This is a genomic window from Mesorhizobium sp. M1A.T.Ca.IN.004.03.1.1, assembly GCF_003997555.1.
Classification (GTDB): domain Bacteria; phylum Pseudomonadota; class Alphaproteobacteria; order Rhizobiales; family Rhizobiaceae; genus Mesorhizobium.
Window position 1 is genome coordinate 1 of the sequence record NZ_RZTV01001212.1, and the last position, 230, is coordinate 230.

1 pseudogene is annotated in these 230 nt (G+C 60.9%); it reads right to left on the reverse strand.

Features of this window, described 5'->3' with window-relative positions:
- Nucleotides 1-230 (reverse strand): annotated as a pseudogene (locus EOD29_RS35540) (efflux RND transporter periplasmic adaptor subunit); the annotation flags it as partial.

Here is a 230-nt window from a genome sequence, read left to right on the forward strand (position 1 = left end):
GCACCACTACCTGCTGTTCGTCATTGTTGAAATGCACGACGATGTTGACCGACTGGCCGGGCCAGAGCGCACCGGAGGCATTCTCGAATTTCGCCTTGGCGAGGATCGTGCCCGAGGCGGTGTCGACCGTATTGTCGTAGAAGCTGATCTCACCCTTTCGCACTTGCCCCTTGGTGGAATTGGGGGCGGTGCTGACCTCGACCGGACCTGCTGCCAGAGCGCGCTTCAGC